This is a genomic window from Streptomyces sp. NRRL B-1347, assembly GCF_000720325.1.
GTDB lineage: Bacteria > Actinomycetota > Actinomycetes > Streptomycetales > Streptomycetaceae > Streptomyces.
This window is the reverse complement of record NZ_JOJM01000095.1, coordinates 1-18,259: the sequence shown is the minus strand read 5'-3', so window position 1 is coordinate 18,259 and position 18,259 is coordinate 1. Positions and strand designations below refer to the sequence as shown.

The window sequence follows — 18,259 nt, the reverse complement described above, 5'->3', positions numbered from 1 at the left end:
GTCGGGGCGCAGCTCCGCGCTCGGCGGCTTGCTGATGGAGTTCTCGGGGATCGGCGGGGGCCCCCCCCGCCCCCCCGGAACTCCCCGGCTTCGCGGGCCGGGCCCCGACGCTTCGCGCTGCCGCCGAGCGGGTGGCACCCGTCCCGGGCGGGGGCAGGTGGGTGGGACCACCCCGGGCGCGCGCAGCGTGGGGCTTCTCGCCGGGGCTGTGGGCCGGGGGGCTCCACGGCGCGGGTGGTGTCGTCGCCTGTTGTGGGCAATCGTCCCGCAGGGCGAGTGGGGCATCCCCTGCCCGAGGGGAGCCGAGAGTTTGGGGAGGGGTGGGCACAGCGCCGAGGTACCGCCCAAGGGGCAGGTCCTAGTGGTGGGTCCGCTCTCGGGTGGGGTCCGGGGTGGGGGTGATGACCCGGCCCGGGGAAGGCGCGGGGGTGCGGCGGAGGTCTTCGGCGTAGGCGATCGCCGCCACGCCGAGGCCGAGGACCGCCAGGGCCGCGCCGGCCAGGGCGGGGGACGTGACGCCGAAGCCCGCCGCGAGGGCGAGGCCGCCGATCCACGCGCCGCCGGCGTTCGCGAGGTTGAACGCGGCCTGGTTGGCGGAGGAGGCGAGCGAGGGCGCCGCGGCCGCCTTCTCCATGACCATCAGCTGGAGGGGCGAGCCGGTCGTGAAGGCGGCCATGCCGAGGAGGGTCACGCCGACGGCCGCGCTCCACTCGGCCTTCATGAAGAGGGGGAAGAGGAGGAGCACGAGGGCCAGCGAGGCCAGGCCGCCGAAGAGGGTGCCCCGCAGGGCGTGGTCGGCGAGCCGCCCGCCGAGCAGGTTGCCCGCGGTGGCGCCGACGCCGAAGAGCGCGAGCAGCAGCGTGACGCTGGCCTCGGCGAACCCCGCGGAGTCGGTGAGCATCGGCGTGACGTAGCTGTACGCGGCGAAGAGCGCCCCGAAGCCCGCGACGGTCGTACCGAGCGCGAGCCAGACGGGCAGCGAGCCGAGGGCCCGCAGTTCGCCGCGCAGGCCCACGGTCTCGCCGTGGCCGTGGTCGGCGGGGACGAGCAGGGCGAGCGCGGCGATGGCGGCGAGGCCGATCGCGCTCACGGCGAGGAAGGTGGCGCGCCAGCCGAGCTGCTGCCCCATGAGGGTGGCGATGGGCACGCCGACGACGTTGGCGACGGTGAGGCCGAGGAACATCAGGGACACCGACCGCGCCTTGCGCTCGGGCGCGACGAGCCCGGTGGCGACGACCGCGCCGACGCCGAAGAACGCCCCGTGCGGCAGCCCGCTGAGGAAGCGGGCGGCGAGGAGCAGGTGGTAGTCGGAGGCCGCGGCCGACAGCGCGTTGCCGACGACGAAGAGGACCATGAGGCCGATCAGGACGCGGCGGCGGGGCAGCCGCGCGGTGACGGCGGCGAGCAGCGGGGCGCCGATGACGACGCCGAGCGCGTACGCGGACACCAGGTGTCCGGCGGTGGGTATGGATATGTGCAGGTCGTCGGCGACGTTGGGCAGCAGGCCCATCATCACGAACTCGGTCGTGCCGATGCCGAAGGCGCCCACGGCGAGGGCGAGCAGGGCCAGGGGCATGGAGACGTACTACCTTCCGAACAGCCCGTACGAGGGCGGAGGTCGATCAGGGGAATCGTTTAGTTTACGTACGGAACAAAGAGGTCCGCACCAGTATTCCGCCCGAGCGTTCCACGGGGTTACGGGCGCGTGACCGTCAGAGGTCGACGCTCGCCGCCACCGGCAGGTGGTCGCTGTCCGTCCTCGGCAGCGTCCAGGACGCCACCGGCTCGACGCCCTTGACCATGATCTGGTCGATGCGGGCCATCGGGAACGACGCGGGCCAGCTGAAGCCGAAGCCGTCGCCCGCGGCGCCCTGCGTGGAGCGCAGCTGGGAGGTGACGGCGTTCAGGGCGCGGTCGTTCATCGTGCCGTTCAGGTCGCCGAGCAGGACGACCTTGCTGATCTTCTCGTGGGCGATGGCCTCGCCGAGCGCGTCGGCGCTGGCGTCGCGCTGCCCCGCGGTGAACCCGGCGTCGAGCTTGACCCGCACCGACGGCAGGTGGGCGACGTAGAACGCGACCTCGCCCTTCGGGGTGGCCACGGTCGTCCGCATGGCGCGGGTCCAGCCCAGCTTGATGTCGACGGGCTTGGTGCCGGTCAGCGGGTACTTGCTCCACAGGCCGACGGTGCCCTGCACCGAGTGGTACTTGTACGTGCCCGCCAGGGCCTTCTCGTACGTGGGGACCGCGGCGGAGGTGAGCTCCTCCAGGGCGATGACGTCCGCGCCGGAGGCGGCGACGTCACGGGCGGTCGCGGCCGGGTCGGGGTTGTCCGCGTTGACGTTGTGGGTGGCCACGGTGAGGTCGCCGCCGCTGCCCGACTTGTCGGTGACGAGGCCGCCGAAGGCGTCCAGCCAGACGATCACCGGGAGCAGCAGGGCGATCAGGGCCGTCGCGGACTTGCGGACCACGGCGATGACGAGGAGCACCGGGATGAAGAGGCCGAGCCACGGCAGGAACGTCTCGGTGAGACTGCCGAGGTTGCCCACGCCGTTCGGGATCTGGGCGTGCACGAGCATGACCAGACCGATCACGACCGCGAATCCGGCCGTGACGAGGCCGCGCCGCCAGATGTCGCGGTCGCCTCGCCAACCGTCGACGAAACGCCGCAGCGGGGAGCCCTGGCGCTCGGGCCGCGAGCTGCCGCTGTCCGTCTCCGCCTTGTACGCCTGCGCCATACTTTCGTCGCCTCACTGACTGCCGTGCACACCGTCCCCCGCCCCTGAACCCTAGGCGATGATCGGGTGTCGTCCCTGCCGTCCGCGGACGGCCGTACGGACCCGAGGACGAGCGGGGGCGCACGACAGGTTCCGGATGCGCCCCCAGGGTCCGCGCTCTGTGACGAAACGCGCATATTGCCCACGAGTTCGGGGCCACTTGGGGGGCGACACGCTAACATCCCGCGCCCCCTCAGGGGCTCACTCGGAGGGCCGCAATCCGTCGAGAACCATGTCGACCACGCGCTCCGACAGGTCCTCGTCGAGAGGGGCGTCGGAGCGCATGACGGTACGTACCAGCATGGGTCCGACGAACAGCTCGTGGGCGAGCGCGATGTCGACGTCCGCGCGCAGCTCGCCGTTCTCCTGCCCCCGGCGCAGGACGTCCTGGGCGCGGCGGCGCTGCGGCTCGATGACCGTCGAGTGGTAGACGTCCCAGAGCTTGGGCAGGGTCTTCATTTGCGCGAACACGTTGTGCAGGATCGCCGACGCGCGCAGGTTCAGACCGCGGCGGCGGATCTGTTCGAGGAGGACGACGAGGTCGTCGCGCATGGAGGTGCCGGGCAGGACGGCGGGCGGCGCCTCCAGGGTGCGCAGGACGTCGACGAAGATCTCTTCCTTGCCGCTCCAGCGGCGGTAGATGGTGGCCTTGCCGACGCCCGCGGTGCGGGCGATGCGCTCGATGGACAGCTCGGCGAGAGGGGTGCCCTCCTCGATGAGCCGGATGACGCCTTCGAGGATCGACCGCTCCACGGCCTCGCTGCGGGGGCGGCCGCGGGTGGCTCGTCCGGTGGGGCTCTGCTCCACGGTGTCGACTCCTCTGCGGTGGGGCGGCTGGCCCATTTTCCCCCGGCCCCGCGGTCAGGCGTGACCCCCGTGCAGTGGGCCCTGCCCCCTCGCCCGTGTTGACGGTGCTGGACGCCGGGGCTGTGCCCACCCGTTCCGCCCCTGGCGGACCAGCTGCCCACAGAGGGAGTTGCTCGCTGTGCCCACCCGTCCCGCGCCGGTGCTACCGGCCTGCGGAGACCGGCTCGCGGTCGGTCGGTTCCGCGGGCTCGGGGGCCGCCTTCGACGGGGGCTTGCCCGGCAGGAACAGGGCCACCACCAGGACGCCCACCAGGGCGACGCCCGCGCCGCACAGGGCGGTGACGTGCATCGCGTGCAGGAAGGAGTCGTTGGCGGCGGAGACCAGGCCGTCGCCGCGCGGCCCGAGCCGCGCCGCCGCGCCGAGGGTCGCCTCGATGGACTCGCCCGCCGTGTGCCGCACCCCTTCGGGCAGGAGCCGCATCTCCTCCTCCACGCCGCCCCGGTACGCCGTGGACAGGACGGACCCGAGCACCGCGATGCCGAGCGCGCCGCCGACCTGGCGGAAGGTGTTGCTGAGCGCGGACGCGGAGCCCGCCTTCTCGCGCGGCAGGGCCTGCATGATGACGACGCTGGTGGGCGTCATGATGTGGGCCATTCCGGTGCCCATGAGGAAGAAGACGACCTCCAGGACCCAGATCGGCGTGTCCGAGTCGAAGATCGTGAACGCGGCGAGGGTGACGGCGATGACGGAGAGCCCGCCCACGCAGGTGGCCCGCACCCCGAACCGGTCGACGACGAGCCGCGCCCGCGGCGCGAAGATCAGCTGCGCGGCGGCGAGCGGCAGCATCAGCAGGCCGGTCTGCAGCGGCGTGTAGCCGCGCACGCTCTGCGTGTAGAAGACCGAGAAGAACGTGACGCCCATCAGCGCGAAGAAGACGAGCGCGATCGCGGTGATCGCTGCCGAGAAGACGCGGTTCTTGAAGTACGAGATGTCGATGGACGGGTGCTCCGCGCGCTTCTCGTACCAGACGAAGCCGACGAGCACCGCGAGCCCGGCGAGGACGGTCGCGAGCACGGCCGGGTCGGTGAAGTCGGCCAGCTGGCCGCCCTTGATGATGCCGTAGACGAGCAGCACCAGGCCGATCACGGACAGGACCACGCCGACCAGGTCGATCCGGCCGGGCTTGGGGTCCTTGGAGTCCGGTACGAGGACGACCATCAGGATCACCGCGACGATCACGATCGGCACGTTGATCAGGAAGACCGAGCCCCACCAGAAGTGGTCGAGCAGGACTCCGCCGGTGATGGGGCCGATGGCGACGGCGAGCCCGACGCCTGCCGCCCAGATGCCGATGGCCTTGGGCTGCTCCTCGCGTTCGAAGACGTTCATGAGGATCGCGAGCGTGGCGGGCATGACGAAGGCGGCGCCGAGACCCATCACCCCGCGGAACGCGACGAGCTCGAAGGGCGAGCCGGACTGCGCGGCGAGCGCGGAGCCGATGCCGAACACCGCGAGCCCGGTGAGCAGCATCTTCTTGCGGCCGAAGCGGTCGCCGAGCAGGCCCGCGGTGAAGAGCAGACCGGCGAAGACGAGCGTGTAGGAGTTGATGGCCCACTCGAGCTCGCCCTGGGTGGCGCCGAGTCCGGTGGGTTCGGGCGTGGAGATGGTCTTGATCGCGACGTTCAGGATGGAGTTGTCCAGGACGACGATCAGCAGGCTGAGCATCAGGACGCCGAGGATCGCCCAGCGGCGCTTGTGGACGGCCTCCGGTATCCGGGGGGTGCCGGGGACGGCGGGTGTGGTCATACCGACGAGCCTAGACACTTTTCGATACGAGACCGTCTCGTATTGGAAAGGTTTTGCCAGGCCTTTCCCAGAAGGACACCGGGGAACACGGTCGTCCGCCATACGCCTCCAAAACGTCTGAAAAGAACCCCTCTAGCGCCCGAGCGGCACGCGATGCCACCATGGACGTGATCCGGGGACGCCGTCAGGGCGCCTCGAGACGACAGAAGGAGCCGTTGCGATGACGCAGCTTTCGGCTGCCCAGAGCCCTGCCCCGAAGGGGCAGAAGTCCGACAGCAGCAAGACGCTGTACGGCGGCAAGGGCACACGCCGCATCACGGTCCGCGACATCACCGCCGCCAAGGAGCGCGGCGAGAAGTGGCCCATGCTCACCGCGTACGACGCGATGACCGCGTCCGTCTTCGACGAGGCCGGGATCCCGGTCATGCTCGTCGGCGACTCGGCGGGCAACTGCCACCTGGGGTACGACACCACCGTGCCCGTCACCCTCGACGAGATCACCATGCTCTCGGCGGCCGTCGTCCGGGGCACGAGCCGCGCCCTGGTCGTCGCCGACCTGCCGTTCGGCTCGTACCAGGAGGGGCCGGTCCAGGCCCTGCGGTCCGCGACGCGCCTGGTCAAGGAGGCGGGCGTCGGCGCGGTCAAGCTGGAGGGCGGCGAGCGCTCCCTGGCCCAGACCGAGCTGCTCGTGCAGTCCGGCATCCCGGTCATGTCCCATCTGGGCCTCACCCCGCAGTCCGTGCACACCATGGGCTACCGCGTCCAGGGCCGCGGCGAGGAGGCCGCCCACCAGCTGGTGCGCGACGCCAAGGCCGCCGAGGCCGCGGGCGCCTTCGCAGTGGTGCTCGAACTCGTACCGGCCGAGCTCGCCGCCGAGGTCACGCGCTCGCTGCACATCCCGACCGTCGGCATCGGCGCGGGCGCGGGCTGCGACGCCCAGGTCCTGGTGTGGACCGACATGCTGGGCCTCACCGGCGGGAAGATGCCGCGGTTCGTGAAGCAGTACGCCGATCTGCGCGGCGTGCTGGGCGACGCGGCGAAGGCGTTCGCCGAGGACGTCGTCGGCGGCTCGTTCCCGGCCGCGGAGCACTCCGTCCACTAGCCCTCGGCCAGGGACGCCGGGGCGGCGTTCCTTTTGAGCCACTGTGGCACTACGGCAGCCCGCCGATCGTCCCCCGTCGGCGGGCTGCCGGCCCCGGCGGGCGCCGTCCGTCGGCGGTCTTTCGGTGCCGCTGTCGTCTGCCTGTAGGAAATCTGTCGGCGCGTTGTCGGTGGCTGCTGCTCTCATGTAGGGCATGACACGCATCGAGAACAACCCCCAACGGGGAGCGAGCGGCGGAGCGAGTGCCGTCTCGGTACGGGGGCTGGTCAAGCACTACGGCGAGACCAAGGCGCTGGACGGCGTCGACCTGGACGTCCGCGAGGGCACCGTCCTCGGCGTCCTGGGGCCGAACGGCGCCGGCAAGACCACGCTCGTACGCTGCCTCTCCACCCTGATCACCCCCGACTCCGGCAGCGCCGTCGTCGCGGGCTACGACGTGCTGCGCCAGCCGCGCCAGCTGCGCCGCGTCATCGGCCTCACCGGCCAGTACGCGTCGGTGGATGAGAAGCTCTCGGGCTACGACAACCTGTACATGATCGGGCGCCTGCTCGACCTGCCGCGCAAGGAGGCCCGCACGCGGGCCGACTCCCTCCTGGAGCGCTTCTCGCTCACGGAGGCCGCCAAGCGCCCGGCGCGGACGTACTCCGGCGGCATGCGGCGCCGTCTCGACCTCGCGGCGTCGATGATCGGCAGCCCGGCCGTGCTGTATCTGGACGAGCCCACCACGGGCCTCGACCCGCGCACGCGCAACGAGGTCTGGGACGAGGTCAGGCGCATGGTCCGCGAGGACGGCGTGACCGTGCTCCTGACCACCCAGTACATGGAGGAGGCCGAGCAGCTCGCCAGCGAGCTCACGGTCATCGACCGCGGCCGCGTCGTCGCGGGCGGCAGCATCGGCGAGCTGAAGGCGAAGGTCGGCGGCCGCACCCTGCGCATCCGCCCGGCCGACCCGACGCAGCTGCACCCGACGGCCCACGCGCTCGACGAGGCGGGCCTGACCGGCCTCGCCACCACGACCGTGGACACCGAGGACGGCACGGTCCTGGTGCCGATCCTCAGCGACGAACAGCTCACGGCGGTCGTCGGCGTGCTCAGCGCGCGCGGCATCACGCTCGCCGACATAGCCACCGAACTGCCCAGCCTGGACGAGGTGTTCCTGTCCCTGACCGGCCACAAGGCCGGTCTCACGGACGACGCCGCGACCACCGAGTACGAGGAGGTCGCCGCATGAGCACGACCGCAGTCAAGGCGCCCCCCGCGCCCCCGGAGCAGGCCGTCCCGCTCACGAGCAGGGCCGACACCCGCATCGGCCCGCGCGCGCACGTGCGGCACACCGGCGCCCTGGTGCGCCGCAACCTGCTGTGGATCAAGCAGGACGTCGAGTCGATGTTCGACGCGGTCCTGATGCCGATCGTCTTCACGCTCCTGTTCGTGTACGTCTTCGGCGGCTCCGTCGGCCAGGCGCTCGGCGGCGGCCGCGAGGAGTACATCCAGTACGTGGTCCCCGGCCTGATGGCCATGATGGGGATGAACATGGCCATGGGCGTGGGCACCGGCTTCAACCAGGACTTCCAGACCGGTGTGATGGACCGCTTCCGGTCGCTGCCGATCGCGCGCTCCTCGGTCATGATCGCAAAGATCGTGGTCGAGCTCATGCGCATGCTGGTCGCCACGACGATCCTGTTCATCGTCGCGCTGTGCATCGGCTTCTCCGTGGAGAGCGTCCCCGGGCTGCTCGCGGCCGTCGGCCTCGCCATGGTCTTCGGGATAGGCCTGATGTGGATCTTCCTCACCATGGGCGTCGTGATGAAGAGTGCCCAGGCCATTCAGGGAATGGGGTTCCTGGTGCTGCTGCCGCTGCAGTTCGGCTCGTCGATCTTCGCGCCGACCGACTCCATGCCGGGCTGGCTCCAGGCGTTCACGGACTACAACCCGCTGTCGTCCCTCGCGGACGCCGCGCGCGGCCTGATGAACGGCGGCCTGCCGGTGGCCCACGACATCTGGGTGACGCTGATCTGGTCGGTGGGCCTGACGGCGGTCATGGCCCCGATCGCGATCCACAAGTTCCGTACGAAGACGTGACGTCGGCGGCGTGCGCCCGGCAAGGGCGTCACAGCCCCGCCGCGGCGACGGCCTCCTCCCAGGTGAGGCCGTCGCCCTCGGCGTACGCGGCGTCGTAGGCCGCGTCGCCGAGGAGGGCGCGGGCCGCGTCCTCGGCGGCCTCGCGGATCTCCCGCTCGAAGACGGTCCGCACATGACCGGGCGGAAGGCGCCCGTCGGCCACCCCGATCAGGCGCGCGGCGGCCGCGGCACGGCCCGGGTCGCTGCCGGCCAGCGCGCGGGCCACGGTCCCCAGATGGACGGCGAGCAGCTGCGGGGCCACGATCTGCGACAGCGGGTCGGCGGCCTTCTCCAGGATCGAGCGGGCGCCCGCCAGCACGCCCTCGTAGTGGCCCTCGATGGTGTCGAGCCAGGCGCCGACGGCGAGCACGGTGGCGTCGAACACGGCGAAGCCGATGGCCTTGAACTCCTTGCGCAGCAGCGCCAGCTGGTCCCGCGCCTCGCGGACCCTGCCGTTCATGCCGAGCAGCCCGACGAGGAAGATGCGGGCGGCGGGCAGCGCCCCGTCAAGGCGGCCCGCGCCGTCGTCCACGACGCGCCGCAGCAGCCGCTCGCCGCGCTCGGTCTCGCCCAGTTCGACGTGGACCGCGCCGAGCCGGGCGGTCAGCAGGGACACCTGGGCCTTGGCGCCCAGCTCCTCCGCGTACGCCATGGCGGCCGCGAAGTCCTCGGCCGCGCGCGGGAAGGCGCCGCGCCGCTCGTGGGCCTCGGCGCGCGAGGCCAGCGCCTCGGCCATGCCCCAGGTGTCGCCGAGCCCGGTGAAGATCTCCAGGGCCTCGTCGGCGTCGCGCCGCGCGTCGCCCGCCCAATCGACGCGGTTGGCGAGGAGGTTGGCGCGCCACTGCAGGGCTCCGGCCAGCTCCCAGGTGAAGCCGAAGTCGCGGCACGCGGTGACGGTCCTGTCGACGATCTCCCGGACCCGGTGGACGTCCCCGCCGAGCAGGACGGCGTAGAACCACAGGCTTCCCGGGTTCCGGCAGGTCTGCGGCAGGCCCGGCCGGTAGGCCCCGCGGATGGCGCGCAGCTTCTCCTCGGCCCGCGGGGTCTGCCAGGTGTCCGGGTCCATGTCCATGCAGGACATCTGCATCAGGTGCACGCCGCGCCGGGCCTCCTGGAGCACCTCGGGCCGCATCGGCGGCGGGGTGTCCGTGCAGCGCCCGTGCAGCGGCTCGGCCGGGGTGACCGGCGGCGCGAACGGGTCGGGCCCGAGGGCCGCCACCTCGCGGGACCAGTGCCGGACCTCGGCGCGCAGGTCCCGCATCAGCCAGAACCACGCCAGGGCGTGCACCAGGCACAGCGCCTCGTGCTCGTCGCGGGCGGCGACGGCGCGGCGCAGCGCGGTGCGCAGGTTCTCGTACTCGTTCTCCAGGACCGACATGGCCGCGCGCTGCCCGTGCCCGCGCAGCTCGGGGTCGGTGTGCCGGGCCAGCTCCCGGAAGTGCGTGAGGTGCGCGCGCTCGGCGGCGGCCCGCTCCCCCGACTCGTCGAGCCGCTCGACGGCGTACTCGTAGACGGTCTCCAGGAGCCGGTAGCGCATCTGGCCGCCCGGGGCCGAAGGAGCGGCCACGACCAGGGACTTGTCGACGAGGGAGCCGAGCAGGTCGGGCACGTCGCGCGGGTCGACCTCGACGTCCGCGGCCCCGGGGGCGGCGCACACCGCCTCCGCCGCGGCGAGGTCGCAGCCGCCCGCGCACACCGCGAGGCGGCGCAGGACGGCCCGCTCGGGGCGGTCGAGGAGGTCCCAGGACCAGTCGACGACGGCGCGCAGGGTCTGCTGGCGCGGCAGCACGGTGCGGGCGCCGCTCGTCAGGAGCCGGAAGCGGTCGTCGAGGCGGTCGGCGATCTGGCGCGGGGTGAGCATCCGCAGGCGGGCCGCCGCCAGTTCGATGGCCAGCGGGAGCCCGTCGAGCCGCGCGCAGATCTCGGCGGCGGCCTCCGGGTCGTCCGTCACCCTGAAGCCCGGGCGCGCGGCCTGTCCCCGGTCGGCGAGCAGGCGCAGCGCGAAGGGCTCCGGCAGCGGGCCGACGGGGCGCAGCGCCTCGCCGGGCACGCCGAGGGGTTCGCGGCTGGTGGCGAGGACGGTCAGGCCGGGGCAGGCCGCGAGGAGCCGGTCCGCGAGGTGGGCGGCGGCGTCGATCACGTGCTCGCAGTTGTCGAGGATGAGCAGCATCCGGCGCGGCGCGCAGTACTCGGTGAGTCTGCGGACCGGGTCGTCGCCGAGCCGCTCCGCCGCCGCGCGCAGCTCCTCCGCGCCCGCGCCGCGCAGCACGGTCTGGCGGGCGCCGAGCGCGGTGAGCACGGCCTCCGGCACGCCCTCCGGGTCGTCCACGGGCGCGAGTTCGGCGAGCCACACGCCGTCCGGCGCGTCGATCTCCTCGGCGGCCTCCTGGGAGAGCCGGGTCTTCCCGGCCCCGCCGGGACCGACCAGGGTGACGAGCCGCGCGCGGCGGAGGTCCTCCCGGATGGCCTCGATGTCGGCGGCGCGCCCGACGAAGGAGGTGAGCCGGGCGCGGAGGTTGCCGGGGGCGGCCGCCCCCGGCGCCCGCCCGGTGCCCTTCGCGGCCTCCCGGCGCCCGCCCGGGGGTTCGTCCGGGCCGTGGGCGGCGGGCCCCGCGTCGCCCGCGGCGGGGCGCAGCAACTCCTCGTGCAGGGCGCGCAGTTCGGGCCCCGGGTCGGTGCCGAGGCGGTCCGCGAGGACGCGGCGGACGTCGTCGTACCCGGCGAGGGCCTCCGCGCCGCGGCCCGCGGCGCGCAGGGCGCGCAGGCGCAGCGCCTGGAGCGGCTCGTCCAGCGGATGCGTGTCGCACAGGGCGGTGATCTCCGGCAGCGCCCCTTCGGCCCGGCCGAGGGCGACGGCCGCCGCGAGGCGGGCGCGCCGGGCCTCCAGGCGCCGGGCCGCCCAGCGGGACGCCTCCGCGGCGTGGTCCGGCAGGTCGGCGAAGGCGTCCCCGTGCCAGAGCGCGAGCGCGTCGTCGAGGACGACGGCCGCCTTGGCCGGGTCGCCGTCGGCGAGGGCGCGCGTGCCCTCGCCGACCAGGCGCTCGAAGCGGTGCGCGTCCACGTCGTCCGGTGCCGCGCGCAGCTGGTAGCCGCCGTCCACCGAGGCGACGGCCGCCGCGCCGAGCGCCCGGCGCAACCGGCCCACCAGGGCCTGCAGCGCGCCGGCCGCGTCGGCCGGGCTGTCCCCGCCCCACACCTCCTGGACCAGGACGGCCACCGGGACGGTCCGCCCCGGCCGCAGCGCGAGCGCCGCGAGCAGGGCACGCAGTCGGGCACCACCGACGGCGGCGAGGGTGCCGTCGGGGCGCAGGGCCCGGGTGACGCCTAGAACGCGATATCGCACGCCCCCATTGTCGCCGTTGGCGCTCCGGGCCCGGTTTCCGGGCTCCGCGGGGCCCGCGGAACCTCCCCGCCGTCGCCGGACGTTCACGTACTCCTGCTGTACGGTCGGGCACGCCGCGCCAGGCCACGCCTGCCGCACGCCCGCCCCGGGCGTACGGCGACCGCACGAACCCCAGGAGCCCCGCACCATGACCGGCCACTCCCACGGCGACCGCCGGGTCAGCCCCGTCTTCCTCGGCATCGCCGCCGTCACCGCGGTGAGCGGCTGGGCGGCCTGGACCGGCTTCGCGGACAACCCCGGCTTCGCCGTCTTCCTGTTCGTGACGGCGGCCTGGGTGGTGTCGCTGTGCCTGCACGAGTACGCGCACGCGCGCACCGCCCTGCACGGCGGCGACATCTCCGTCGGGGCGAAGGGCTATCTGACCCTGAACCCGCTGAAGTACACGCACGCGCTGCTCAGCATCGTGCTGCCGGTGCTCTTCGTGATCATGGGCGGCATCGGCCTGCCCGGCGGTGCCGTGTTCATCGAGCGGGGGCGGATCCGGGGCCGCTGGCGGCACAGCCTGATCTCGGCGGCGGGCCCGCTGACGAACGTGCTGTTCGCGATCGTGTGCACGGCCCCGTTCTGGCTGGACGCGCTCGACGGCGTCCCGGACACCTTCCGGTACGCCCTGGCGTTCCTGGCGCTGCTCCAGGTGACGGCGGCGATCCTGAACTTCCTGCCGATCCCCGGCCTGGACGGGTACGGCGTCATCGAGCCGTGGCTGTCGTACTCGGTGCGCCGCCAGGTGGAGCCGTTCGCGCCGTTCGGCCTGCTCGCGGTGTTCGGCGTCCTGTGGATCCCGGAGGTCAACCACGCGTTCTTCGACGCGGTGGACGCGATCCTGCGCGGCCTCGGCGTCGAGGAGTGGGACACCTACTGGGGCCAGCGGCTCTACCGCTTCTGGCAGGGCACCCCGGACATCCCGGAGATCACTGGCTAGCGGCGGCGGTCCTCGCCGCGCGCTCGAGCTTGGCGCGCCGGTAGTAGTACCAGGTCATGTTGGACGACAGGCCGGCGAGCAACACCCACACGATGCCCAGGAAGCTGCCCTGGACGAAGGAGACCACCGCGGCGGCGACGGCCAGGACGCAGACGACGAGGGTGTACAGCGCTAGGCGGGGCATGGGGTTCGGCTCCTGATCACAGCAACGCGGCATTCCGGACGGACGTACCGCACCAGTGTCCCCCATGCCCCGCCCGCCGGGGCACGGGCCTAGACGTCGGTGAGCCGGAGCCCCGCGTGCGCCTTGTAGCGCCGGTTGACGGAGATCAGGTTGGCGACCAGGGACTCCACCTGGTGGGCGCCCCGCAGTCGCCCGGCGAAGACGCCCCGCATGCCGGGGATGCGGGCGGCGAGCGCCTGCACCTGGTCCGTGTCGGCGCGGCTCTCGCCGAGCACCATCACATCGGTGTCGATCTCCTCGATCGACTCGTCCTGGAGCAGGACGGCCGACAGGTGGTGGAAGGCGGCCGTCACCCGGGAGTCGGGGAGCAGCGCGGCGGCCTGCTCGGCGGCGCTGCCCTCCTCGGGCTTGAGGGCGTAGGCGCCCTTCTTGTCGAAGCCGAGCGGGTTCACGCAGTCGACGACGAGCTTGCCCGCGAGCGGCTCGCGCAGCGCTTCGAGGGTCTTGGCGTGGCCGTCCCACGGCACGGCGACGATCACGATGTCGCTGCGCCGCGCGCACTCGGCGTTGTCCGCGCCCTCGACGCCCAGGCCGAGCTCGGCGGCCGCGGCCTCGGCGCGCTCGGCCGCGCGGGAGCCGATGATCACCTTCTGCCCGGCGCGGGCGAGCCGGTAGGCGAGGCCGCGCCCCTGGTCACCGGTGCCGCCGAGGACCCCGACGACGAGCCCGGACACGTCGGGCAGGTCCCAGGGGTCCTTGGCGGGCGCCTTCTGCACACTTTCCGTGGAAGTCATGGTCAGACCCTACGTCCGCGCGCGCGGCGGCCGCGGTCAGGTGAGCCGGTGGAGCGGCACCCTCCGGAAGGTGATCGTCTCGTACGCGCTGAAGTCCCCGGTCTCGTACAGGAGTCCGATGGTGTCCTCGTCGACGCGTACGAGGTCGGAGTACGCGGCGGGCAGCCCGTCGACGGTGTGCACGGGCTGCCAGGTGGTGCCGTGGTCGTCGCTCCTGCGGATGCTCATCTGCGCGCGGAAGCCGGGGTCGGCGGGGCCGGAGAAGAGCAGCACGTCCGGGTCGCGCACCTGGAGCACGCTGCACTCGACGACGGGGCCGGTCAGACAGGACTGCGGCCGGAACGGCTTGACGAGGCCGGCGCCGCCGTCGCGGGAGTGGGCGTCGGCGCGGTTGCCGGGGGCAGGCGAGTCGTTGCGGGTGTTGAAGTAGACGCGGCCGTCGGGGAGTTCGGCGGCGGTGGTCTCGTTGACGTTGACGTAGCCGTTGGTGTTGTCGTCGACGTAGCCGATGCGCCAGGTCTGGCCGAGGTTGTCGCTCAGCAGGCAGTGCCCGCCGTTGTAGCGGCCCTCGGTGCCGTTGTCCGTGCCGGTGGGCGGCAGCGAGTGGTTGGCGGGGACGACGATCCGGCCGTCGCGGAGCTGGATCGCGTGGCCCGGCGTGGTCGCGTACCAGCGCCAGTTCGCCCGCTTCACCTGCTTGGTGATCTCCCGGGGCACCGACCAGGTGAGCCCGTCGTCGTCGCTGTGCTGCACCCAGACCCTGCGGCCGTCCGCCGGAGCGACCCGGCCGCGCCTGATGGCGTCCTCGGTGGCCTCGGCCGCGTTCCTGACCTGGACGAGCAGGATCCGTCCGGTGTCGAGGACCACGGGGGCCGGATTCCCCGCGAGGTCGGTGCCGTTGGCGCCGACGACCTGGAGCGGTCCCCAGGTGCGGCCGCCGTCGGTGGACCGCTTCAGGACGACGTCGATGTTCCCGAAGTCCTCCTGCGACCCGACGCGGCCCTCGCAGAAGGCCAGGACGGAGCCGTCGTGCGTGACGACGACCGCCGGGATGCGGAAGCTGGCGTACCCTTCGCGGCCCGCCCGGAACGGGACGGACACCTCAACTGTCTCCACTGCCATCCCCGCCCCTTCCCCACCTCGGGGGAATTCGGAGTGAACTCCGGCTGTACGAATGACTTGTTGAGGCAGTATGCGCCTCTATGGACGCGGTACGGGTCGCGCTGTTGCGCGAAGTTCTGAACGGCACCGAATGGCCGGGCGCCACGCGCCGCTTCGCGGGGGCGCTGCGCGCCAGCGTGGAGCCGCACGGCGGGGGCCTGCTCCTGGTGGGCACGCGCGAGTACGAGCCGTGGCACCTGGCCGCGCACCTCACCGACGAGGCCGCCTGGTCCGGCACGCCCGAGCTGACGCCCACGCTCGTGCGCCACCGGCCGCGGGCAGGGGCGCCCGCGCACCTGTCGGTGGGGCTCGGCCGCGTCGAGGCCGCCCGGCGCGGCGAGACGCTGCTCGTGGTCGCGCCCGGCACGCCCGCGCCGGGGCTGCTGTCCCGCGTCCACGGCGCGCGGCGCGCGGGCGCGACGGTCTTCGCGCTCGGCCCGGACACCGGCGCCGCGGACGAGCTCGGGGCGCTCGCCCACGAGGCGCTCACCGTGCCGCGCGACGGCGACCTCGACCTCGACACGGTGCAGCACCTGGTGAGCGCGGCGACGGGCGAGAACAGCCTGCCCGCGCCACGGGGACGCCGCCGCGTGCGCGACCGCCTCTCGCGCCTCGCGGACCAGCTGACGGCGCCGCCGCCGACGCGGTGGTGAGGGCTCCGGGCCGACGGGCGGCCTCGGAGGGCGGCTGACGGGTCAGGGGCCGGGGGGACCGGCGGGCCGGGGACGACTGACGGGCCAGGGGTGACTGACGGGCCGGGGGCGACTGGTGTTCGAGAAATCGTTTGCACGACGGCATCCGTGCCGCTGAGCATGTCCCCTTGTGAAACGAATCGCCGCGATACTGCCCGACCTCTCCCCCTGGCGCTCCAGCCGGGACTTCCGGCTCCTCTGGGTCCAGGGCCTGGTCACCTACTTCGGCAGTTTCATGGCGCTGATCGCCCTGCCGCTCCAGATCAAGGACCTCACCGACTCGCCGCTCGCGGTCGGCGCGATGGGCGCGGTCGAGCTGATCCCGCTGATCGTCTGCGGTCTGTACGGCGGGGCGCTCGCCGACGCGGTGGACCGGCGCAAGGTGATCCTCCTGACGGAGGCCGCGCTCGGACTGCTGGCCCTCGTCCTGTTCGTCAACGCCCTGCTGCCGCAGCCGCTCCTGTGGCCCCTGTACCTGGTGGCGGCCGGGGTCTCCGGGCTCGCCGGACTCCAGCGCCCCGCGCTCGACTCGCTGCTCGCCCGGATCGTGCCGCACGACCAGCTCACGGCCGCCGCCGCGCTCAACTCGCTGCGCTGGAACGTCGGCGCCATCGCCGGGCCCGCCCTCGCGGGCGTCGTCGTGGCCTACGCCGGGCACGCCAGCGCGTACGCCGTCACGGTCGTCGGCTTCGCCGTCTCCGTGCTGCTGTGCACCCGGCTCTCGCCCGCGCCCGCCGCGCACGGCGCGCAGAAGCCGTCCCTTCGGGGGCTCGCGGAGGGGGCACGGTACGCGTGGTCGCGCCCTGTGCTCCTCGGCACCTACGCCATCGACGGGGCGGCCATGGTGTTCGCCTTCCCCAACACGATCTTCCCGTTCCTCGCGGACGACCTGGACGCGGAGTGGTCGCTCGGCCTGATGTACGCCGCGGGGGCCGTCGGATCGCTGCTGCTCAGCCTCACCAGCGGCTGGACCTCGCGGGTACGGCGGCACGGGGTGCTCGTGGTGTGCGGGGCGGCCGGGTGGGGGCTCGCCATCACCGCGGCGGGGCTGCTGTCCAACGTCTGGCTGGTCCTCGTCGCCCTCGCCGTCGCCGGGGCGGGCGACATGCTCAGCGGCCTGGCCCGCAGCACCATCTGGAACCAGACCATCCCCGACGAGCTGCGGGGGCGGCTCGCCGGGATCGAGGTCCTGTCCTACAGCGTCGGGCCGCAGCTCGGGCAGGTCCGGGCGGGGGCGGCGGCCGGGTGGACGGGGACCCGGCCCGCCATCTGGTCCGGCGGGCTCGTCTGCGTGGGCGCGGTGGCCGCGCTGTGCGCGGTGCTGCCGTCGCTGCTCTCGTACGACTCGGCCACGGACGAGGACGCCACCCGTCGCCGCGAGGCCGCTGCCGCTTAGAACTCCTAACGCAACGTGGTTCGTAGGCGTCGCCAGCAGATCAGTGAGCAGGCGAGTTTGAGGAATGCTTCGTGGATGTCGTCACGGGTCTCCCAGCGGATGCGCAGGCGGCCGAACCAGTGCAGTAACGCGATCGTCTGCTCGATGACCCACCGTCTGGTTCCCAGGCCGGAGCCGTGGGCGGTGCCGCGGCGGGCGATGACGGGCTTGATGCCCTTCGCCCAGACCTGGCGGCGGTAGCAGTCGTGATCGTAGCCGCGGTCGGCGTAGACCTCCTTCGGCCGCTGGCGGGGCCGGCCGCGTCTGCCCCGGATGCGCGGGATCGCCGCCAGCAGCGGCATGAGCTGGGTGACGTCGTTGCGGTTGCCGCCGGTCAGGGTCACAGCCAGGGGGATGCCGGTGGCATCGCAGATCACGTGGTGCTTGGAGCCCGGTCGGCCGCGGTCGACTGGGCTCCGTCCGGTTTTGGGCCGCCCTTGAGTGCCCGAACGTGGGAGCTGTCGATCACCGCCCGTGACAGGTCCAGACGGCCGGTGGCCCGCAACTCGTCCAGCAGCATCTCGTGCAGCCGCTGCCACACCCCGGCGTTGTTCCAGTCCCGCAGACGGCGCCAGCAGGTCATCCCGGAGCCGAACCCGAGCTCCTGGGGCAGCCATTCCCACTGGATGCCGGTGTAGAGGACGAACAGGATCCCGCACAGCACCTTGCGGTCCTCCAGCGCCCTCTTGCGGCCGGGGCGCCGGTGTCCGGGTGGCGCCGTCGGCAACAACGGCTCGATTCTCCACCACAACTCATCGTCAACCAGCCAGGGTTGAGGGTTCCTACCACTCACACCAGAGCAACCGACACACCCCATCGAAAGACACGGCTACCCGCGTTGCGTTAGGAGTTCTTAGCCTCGACGGCGGGGCCCCGACTCCACCGGCCCCCCAACACCCAAGCCCGGGCCACCCCACCCGGGGCGCCTCGCCCCGGGGCACCCCGCCCGGGGGCACCCCCACCCACCCGCCCCCATCCAGGGCAGGAGTCCATGGGGGCACCGGCCGCAAGCACCCCGCGACAGGCCCGGTCACACGCCGCCGGGATGGTCCCACCC

15 protein-coding genes are annotated in these 18,259 nt (G+C 73.2%); 6 read left to right on the top strand and 9 right to left on the bottom strand.

Going from position 1 to position 18,259, the window contains the following annotated elements; genetic code table 11:
- Positions 1-358: 358 nt before the first annotated feature.
- The 4 genes from IG74_RS0141030 to IG74_RS0141015 all read right to left on the bottom strand — a co-directional run bounded on the left by IG74_RS0141030 (position 359) and on the right by IG74_RS0141015 (position 5,388).
- The gene (locus IG74_RS0141030; protein ID WP_030688086.1) at positions 359-1,576 is read right to left on the bottom strand and encodes an MFS transporter; all 1,218 of its coding nucleotides are present in this window, start codon (positions 1,574-1,576) and stop codon (positions 359-361) included.
- A 136-nt stretch (positions 1,577-1,712) separates the two neighbouring features.
- Positions 1,713-2,735 (bottom strand): endonuclease/exonuclease/phosphatase family protein, encoded by a 1,023-nt coding sequence (locus tag IG74_RS0141025; RefSeq protein ID WP_030688082.1) that lies wholly within the window; start codon positions 2,733-2,735, stop codon positions 1,713-1,715.
- Positions 2,736-2,975: 240 nt separating this feature from the next.
- The gene (locus IG74_RS0141020) at positions 2,976-3,617 is read right to left on the bottom strand and encodes a TetR/AcrR family transcriptional regulator (RefSeq protein ID WP_078869505.1); all 642 of its coding nucleotides are present in this window, start codon (positions 3,615-3,617) and stop codon (positions 2,976-2,978) included.
- Between the two features lie 166 nt (positions 3,618-3,783).
- Positions 3,784-5,388: an MFS transporter gene (locus tag IG74_RS0141015; protein WP_030688076.1), complete on the bottom strand. Its 1,605-nt coding sequence runs from the start codon at positions 5,386-5,388 to the stop codon at positions 3,784-3,786.
- 220 nt (positions 5,389-5,608) lie between these two features.
- Here IG74_RS0141015 and panB point away from each other — a divergent pair, with 220 nt between their 5' ends.
- From panB to IG74_RS0141000, 3 genes are all read left to right on the top strand, one after another.
- Positions 5,609-6,490 carry a 3-methyl-2-oxobutanoate hydroxymethyltransferase gene (gene panB, locus IG74_RS0141010; protein ID WP_030688074.1) on the top strand — a complete coding sequence of 294 codons (882 nt, stop codon included), beginning with the start codon at positions 5,609-5,611 and terminating at the stop codon, positions 6,488-6,490.
- Between the two features lie 193 nt (positions 6,491-6,683).
- Positions 6,684-7,721, top strand: a complete 1,038-nt coding sequence (locus IG74_RS0141005) for an ATP-binding cassette domain-containing protein (protein ID WP_030688072.1) — start codon at positions 6,684-6,686, stop codon at positions 7,719-7,721.
- Positions 7,718-8,572, top strand: a complete 855-nt coding sequence (locus tag IG74_RS0141000) for an ABC transporter permease (RefSeq protein WP_030688069.1) — start codon at positions 7,718-7,720, stop codon at positions 8,570-8,572. Before IG74_RS0141005 ends, IG74_RS0141000 begins: the two co-directional genes overlap by 4 nt.
- Before the next feature lie 28 nt (positions 8,573-8,600).
- Here IG74_RS0141000 and IG74_RS0140995 read toward each other — a convergent pair whose 3' ends face one another.
- Positions 8,601-11,954 carry an AfsR/SARP family transcriptional regulator gene (locus IG74_RS0140995; RefSeq protein ID WP_030688067.1) on the bottom strand — a complete coding sequence of 1,118 codons (3,354 nt, stop codon included), beginning with the start codon at positions 11,952-11,954 and terminating at the stop codon, positions 8,601-8,603.
- Between the two features lie 187 nt (positions 11,955-12,141).
- On the opposite strand from IG74_RS0140995, the gene IG74_RS0140990 reads away from it, so the two are divergent.
- Positions 12,142-12,936 carry a site-2 protease family protein gene (locus IG74_RS0140990; protein ID WP_030688066.1) on the top strand — a complete coding sequence of 265 codons (795 nt, stop codon included), beginning with the start codon at positions 12,142-12,144 and terminating at the stop codon, positions 12,934-12,936.
- Here IG74_RS0140990 and IG74_RS0140985 read toward each other — a convergent pair.
- Genes IG74_RS0140985 through IG74_RS0140975 form a run of 3 tightly spaced genes read right to left on the bottom strand, consistent with a single transcriptional unit; the run spans position 12,926 to position 15,036 of the window.
- Entirely contained in the window at positions 12,926-13,186 is a 261-nt protein-coding gene (locus IG74_RS0140985) for a hypothetical protein (RefSeq protein ID WP_078869504.1), read from the bottom strand. The two genes, IG74_RS0140990 and IG74_RS0140985, sit on opposite strands and share 11 nt — an antisense overlap.
- Positions 13,187-13,209: 23 nt before the next feature.
- Positions 13,210-13,914 (bottom strand): NADPH-dependent F420 reductase, encoded by a 705-nt coding sequence (npdG, locus tag IG74_RS0140980; RefSeq protein ID WP_030688062.1) that lies wholly within the window; start codon positions 13,912-13,914, stop codon positions 13,210-13,212.
- A gap of 36 nt (positions 13,915-13,950) precedes the next feature.
- Positions 13,951-15,036, bottom strand: coding sequence for a sialidase family protein (locus IG74_RS0140975; protein WP_030688059.1), 1,086 nt, complete (start codon positions 15,034-15,036; stop codon positions 13,951-13,953).
- Between the two features lie 80 nt (positions 15,037-15,116).
- Between IG74_RS0140975 and IG74_RS0140970 the strand changes: the two genes are divergently transcribed.
- Complete coding sequence (locus IG74_RS0140970) at positions 15,117-15,728, top strand: hypothetical protein (RefSeq protein ID WP_030688056.1); 612 nt, start codon at positions 15,117-15,119, stop codon at positions 15,726-15,728.
- A 169-nt stretch (positions 15,729-15,897) separates the two neighbouring features.
- Complete coding sequence (locus IG74_RS0140965) at positions 15,898-17,163, top strand: MFS transporter (protein WP_030688054.1); 1,266 nt, start codon at positions 15,898-15,900, stop codon at positions 17,161-17,163.
- A gap of 5 nt (positions 17,164-17,168) precedes the next feature.
- Here IG74_RS0140965 and IG74_RS50230 read toward each other — a convergent pair.
- A protein-coding gene (locus IG74_RS50230) for an IS5 family transposase (RefSeq protein WP_107059137.1) occupies positions 17,169-18,019 on the bottom strand; the annotation gives its coding sequence in 2 pieces (ribosomal slippage) (positions 17,169-17,657 and positions 17,660-18,019; 849 coding nt in all).
- Positions 18,020-18,259: the final 240 nt, after the last annotated feature.